Raw genomic sequence first — 4,463 nt, forward strand, 5'->3', positions numbered from 1 at the left:
AGATTTTTTTTTGTAGCCATTTTAAAGATTTTTTGTTGTTTTACCAAAGTTAATAAAACAGCGAAGGGAAAAGCTACCGGAGGTTTAGTTCAACAAGGGTTTTGCAATAGTTGGGTGAAAGTGCAAAGTTTAACAGTAGTTCTTCGATTGTCCCACCATCGAAAAGCCCCGAACCGTTACAAGCAACCCTAATGACAAGCAATAATGGAACAGATATTAGACATTCAAACACCGACTGAAAAAATTTACAGAGACAGAGCAATTTGGGTCGGGACATTTCTCGGTGGACCATTAGCCGCTGGTTATTTGATTGCAGAAAATTTCAAAGCATTTAATGATACTGATAAAGCGAAAAAAACTTGGATTTATGCAATTATCTCTACTATTGTGGTCTTTAGTGGTGTTTTTCTTATTCCAGACAATGTTAAAATTCCAAACCACATTATTCCATTAATTTATACTGCAATTGCTTATTATCTTGTTCAACATTTTCAGGGACATAACATTTCGACACATATAAGTTCAGGTGGACAATTATATAGTTGGTGGAGAACAATTGCAGTTGGAATCATTGGACTAGCAATTACTGTTATTCCAATTTTTGGATTTACACTTTTGTCGGACAGTATTGAAAACGCTTCCGTTACGACAAATACATATGGAGTAATTAAACACGAAATTGCTTATGACAGAAGTAATATTTCAGAAACCGAAGTGAATAAAATTGCTGACGGCTTTACTAAAGCGACCTTTTTTGACGAAGCAGTTACAAAATATGTTTATGCAAAAAAAGTCAATAACAAATATGAACTTTCACTTTCAGTTGTTGACGGAATTGCAAATGATAGTCAAGCTTTACAGCCATTTATAGACCTTAGAACCGACTTACAGACTTTATTTCCAAACAATAAAATTGTCTTTAAGTTAGTGGTGGACAACTTAGATAATGTAGTGAAAACAATAGAATGACAAGAAGGGCAGCTTGTAACACGGTTTTTGCGTCAGGCGGGCTGAAGTGCAAAATTCAGCGGTGGTTTTTCAATTGAACTTTAGTAATAATATCGACTTTTTTTCTTCGATTGCCCGCCCGAATGCAAAGCCCCGAAACGTTATCCATAGATAAAATAGAGTCTCAAAAAACGATTATTTATTATACCAATCAGAACAAAAAACTATTTTTTTACAAGAATCGAATCTGGATCTTTTCGTTTATTAAATCATCAATAGAAAGGATTTTTGTTTGTCTATAAGCTGCTAAAGGGATAAGGATAGTATAGTAATTATCAAATTTTTGTCATTTTACATCGCCTTCTAAATCTTCTTCGCTTACACCAATATAATACTTAAAAAAGCTCCAAAGTACAATGACTTTGGAGCTGAATTTAAATAGGCAACCTTTCAGTTGACCTACTATTGCTTGATTATTTTAGTGAGAATAGTATCACTTTTTAAGAAATAGTATCCTGATGGATATTCAGTAAGATCGATAGTATTTTTTCCTTTTCTAAACATCATATTTTTAATGAGGCTACCGTTGATATCATATAAATGAACGTTTTCGTCTGCTGCGGATTCCACATTGATCACTGCTGTCGTTGGATTAGGATAAGCAGAAGTTTTAGTTTTTACTGAAACTTCTCTTGTTGACAGATAACAACCGGAAATATAGGAATCTCCGATAATATTAAACCCTTTGTTGATCAGTTGGGCTCTGGCCAGCATAGCTTGCGGTGTAGAATAAACAAGTCCTGTTGCATCTATAGTTCCAGATGTTATTGTTGAGTTCGTCCATGTAGGATTATTATTTAGAGCAATGAGAAAATTACTGTAATTCGTACATGATAAGCCAGTATTTTTAAATCCGAAATAGATTGCATTCCATTTGAAGTTTTGAAGCTTGATATTCCACGCAGAAATGTCCTGGTCAAAATGTGAAGCATTCGAAAACATATTAAATCCCGCAATATAATCAACCTTACTTACATCCCAGTTTCCAATGGGCTGATTGAATGATACTGCATTTTCAAACATATGCTCAAGGTCTGTTGCTTTGCCTGTATTCCAGTTATCAAGTGGCTGATTAAATGCTGCCGCATTATAGAATGTATAACGGAAACTAGTAGCATTTTCTGTATTCCATGAATTTAAGGGCTGATTAAAAGCAGTAGCATCTGAAAACATGGAAGAGAAATCAGTTCCGGATATTGTGTTCCAGGCAGAAATATCTTGATTGAAGGAAGAGGCAGAATAAAACATGCTGCTAAAATTTGTTACTTTTGATGTATCCCAGTTTCCAATATTCTGATTAAACAGAGTCGCTCCGCTGAACATACTGCTCATGTCTGTAATATTGTATGGATTCCAGTAAGAAAATGAAGTGTGCCCTATCAAGGATGAACAGTTAAGCAACATTTGTGATAAACTGTTTATCTGTGTCAGATCAGGAGCATCTGCAGCGGTTACGTCAAGATTGGGGCAGTTTGCAAATGCACTGTCGAATTGCTGAAGCCATGTAGTATTTCCCCACTGGCTGAGTTCTATGAGCTCCTTATTTCCACCGGGAGGCATAATGCCGGTGTTGGCTCTGAACCCATAAAATAATCCGTTACCGCTGGATACTTTCAGTTCGTAGGTGGCCTGCAGAGGATCCACATGTAATGACGGACCGAAATTTATGGTTATAGGATTATTGCTGTCAGAGGTTACAGAATTCAGGATTCCGTTATGCTGAGGATATCCTACTTCTTCCCAATAAATGATGTAATCGGTTCCTGTGCCGCCGAACTTTATTGAATGATCAATAATGCCGTTTGCATTTGGTTTCCATATAGTAGTAAATTCATTCTGTGCGTAGGAAATAAAAAAAGAAAGAAGAAAAATGATTATTAGTTGTTTTTTACACATAATTTAAAAGAGGTATTTTAAGGTTAAAATTTGGTTTAGTAAGACAATTAATTTCCCGGGATTCTTTATCTTATCTCTACTACAAAGGTACTGTTGCACAGCGACAGAACTCGTCGTATTAAAAGTTATGACTTCTTTTTTTGAGTTTTTTTGATAAAAATTATACTGTAAGATATTGGTAATAGAACAACTTAATGGAAAGAAAATCGACCTTTTTTAAACCAAAAAATGGGACAAGTATTCAGAAGTATAAACTCTTGAACAGAACATTTTTAATAAAATTGAAATCTAAAAGAAAATAAGTGTTTTGCACATATTTATTATTCTTGCTATTTTATAATGTTAGAGTGTAAATTATCATTTTTCTTTTGTAATTGACAAGCTGAAACAGTGTATTTCACAATTTTTGGAAAATTGTAAAGTCAGAAATTGCACAATGGTAAATCTCAAGTACCAATAGTTCTGCAACAACAACGTTCAATAATTACGATCCAATTACTATTTTTTCTTCTTAGGTTTAGTTATCAAACTCAAAAGAAGTTTCTCCTGCATCATTAAGAACGATAAAAGCATCAAAACTCTTCCCTGCTTTGCTTGTCATTCCTTTAATGAGTCAGCATTTTCCTTTATCTACCCACAGCTTAATATCGTTGACAGTCAGTAATTTTTCCGTAAACCCTTCTAAACTGCAACCAATTACAGAGATCATCTTTACATTTAACAATCGTGTCAAGAATTCGTAACTCATTTTTTGCATCTCGAGCAGATCAAGCTCTGTAAATTTTCTCTGACAATATTTGTCTGCAGTAATTCAGTCGTTATAGCTGCAGTATATACTTCACTCTTTCTCTGAAAATTTGATAAATCCTCCTGGTTATTTTCAATCTTTTGGAGTTCCAATTCCCATTCTGCGGTCAAGGTAACATCAGCAATTTTTTTATCTCTGATAAGTCAATAGTAAACCAAAATATGAAAATACATTTTAAATGCCCTTGAAATCTAAAATAGTTAAAAAAAATAATAAGATGTTTATTCGATTAGCTTTATTTTTAGAGAATCTTAAACACATTTTATTTATAAGAATGTAATCACTATATTTTGCTCAATAAAAAGTTGATGGCTGATTGGTTTATTACTTTCATTAAACCATATTATATACTATTTCTCAGGTAAAAATATTGATAATCATCTCTGGTTGATTATTAGTTACATCAAATATTTATCATAAGAAAAACTATTCTCACATAATATAATGTGATTAATCTTAGAAGAAATTATATAAAGTTAAGAATTGGGATCCTTAAGAAGTTGAAAATGAAGAAGTGCAGAATATTGAATCTTGAGATCCGGTCGAAAGATTTGTACTCCTGCAAGAAAATGACGGTAAAGTTCAAACCTGTTTTTGATCACATAATATTCCCTTTGAAAATTCACAGTATGCATTTTACTATCGCCATAGCCGTTGTTTTTATAAACGGTCAATCTCGTTAAATTATATTTGATGTTTAAGACCAAGCCAATATCAGAGTCAAATTGTTCTTTTGAAGAATATAATTCTG

At 33.3% G+C, this 4,463-nt stretch carries 6 protein-coding genes; 2 read left to right on the forward strand and 4 right to left on the reverse strand.

The window, feature by feature from the left end; genetic code table 11:
• Together B5X64_RS23120 and B5X64_RS22255 are read left to right on the forward strand one after the other, a co-directional pair.
• On the forward strand, window positions 1-192 hold a 192-nt coding region (locus B5X64_RS23120), incomplete at its 5' end, for a hypothetical protein (RefSeq protein WP_228419083.1).
• Window positions 193-204: 12 nt separating this feature from the next.
• Window positions 205-969 (forward strand): hypothetical protein, encoded by a 765-nt coding sequence (locus tag B5X64_RS22255; protein WP_079467304.1) that lies wholly within the window; start codon window positions 205-207, stop codon window positions 967-969.
• 441 nt (window positions 970-1,410) lie between these two features.
• On the opposite strand, the gene B5X64_RS22260 is transcribed toward B5X64_RS22255, so the two are convergent.
• From B5X64_RS22260 to B5X64_RS22925, 4 genes are all read right to left on the reverse strand, one after another.
• Complete coding sequence (locus tag B5X64_RS22260) at window positions 1,411-2,904, reverse strand: BspA family leucine-rich repeat surface protein (protein ID WP_079467305.1); 1,494 nt, start codon at window positions 2,902-2,904, stop codon at window positions 1,411-1,413.
• A 517-nt stretch (window positions 2,905-3,421) separates the two neighbouring features.
• Window positions 3,422-3,505, reverse strand: a complete 84-nt coding sequence (locus B5X64_RS23440; protein WP_420808118.1) for a hypothetical protein — start codon at window positions 3,503-3,505, stop codon at window positions 3,422-3,424.
• A gap of 12 nt (window positions 3,506-3,517) precedes the next feature.
• Window positions 3,518-3,652, reverse strand: coding sequence for a hypothetical protein (locus B5X64_RS23240; RefSeq protein WP_262707284.1), 135 nt, complete (start codon window positions 3,650-3,652; stop codon window positions 3,518-3,520).
• 536 nt (window positions 3,653-4,188) lie between these two features.
• Window positions 4,189-4,463: hypothetical protein (locus tag B5X64_RS22925; RefSeq protein WP_167370503.1), on the reverse strand; the 275-nt coding region annotated here is incomplete at its 5' end.

The organism is Chryseobacterium balustinum (assembly GCF_900168205.1).
Lineage (GTDB): Bacteria > Bacteroidota > Bacteroidia > Flavobacteriales > Weeksellaceae > Chryseobacterium > Chryseobacterium balustinum.

Bases quoted from the DNA above. Each gene is read 5' to 3' on its own strand.
- B5X64_RS23240 (WP_262707284.1), bottom strand. From the start codon at position 3,652: ATGAGTTACGAATTCTTGACACGATTGTTAAATGTAAAGATGATCTCT.
- B5X64_RS23440 (WP_420808118.1), bottom strand. From the start codon at position 3,505: ATGACAAGCAAAGCAGGGAAGAGTTTTGATGCTTTTATCGTTCTTAAT.
- B5X64_RS22255 (WP_079467304.1), top strand. From the start codon at position 205: ATGGAACAGATATTAGACATTCAAACACCGACTGAAAAAATTTACAGA.
- B5X64_RS22260 (WP_079467305.1), bottom strand. From the start codon at position 2,904: ATGTGTAAAAAACAACTAATAATCATTTTTCTTCTTTCTTTTTTTATT.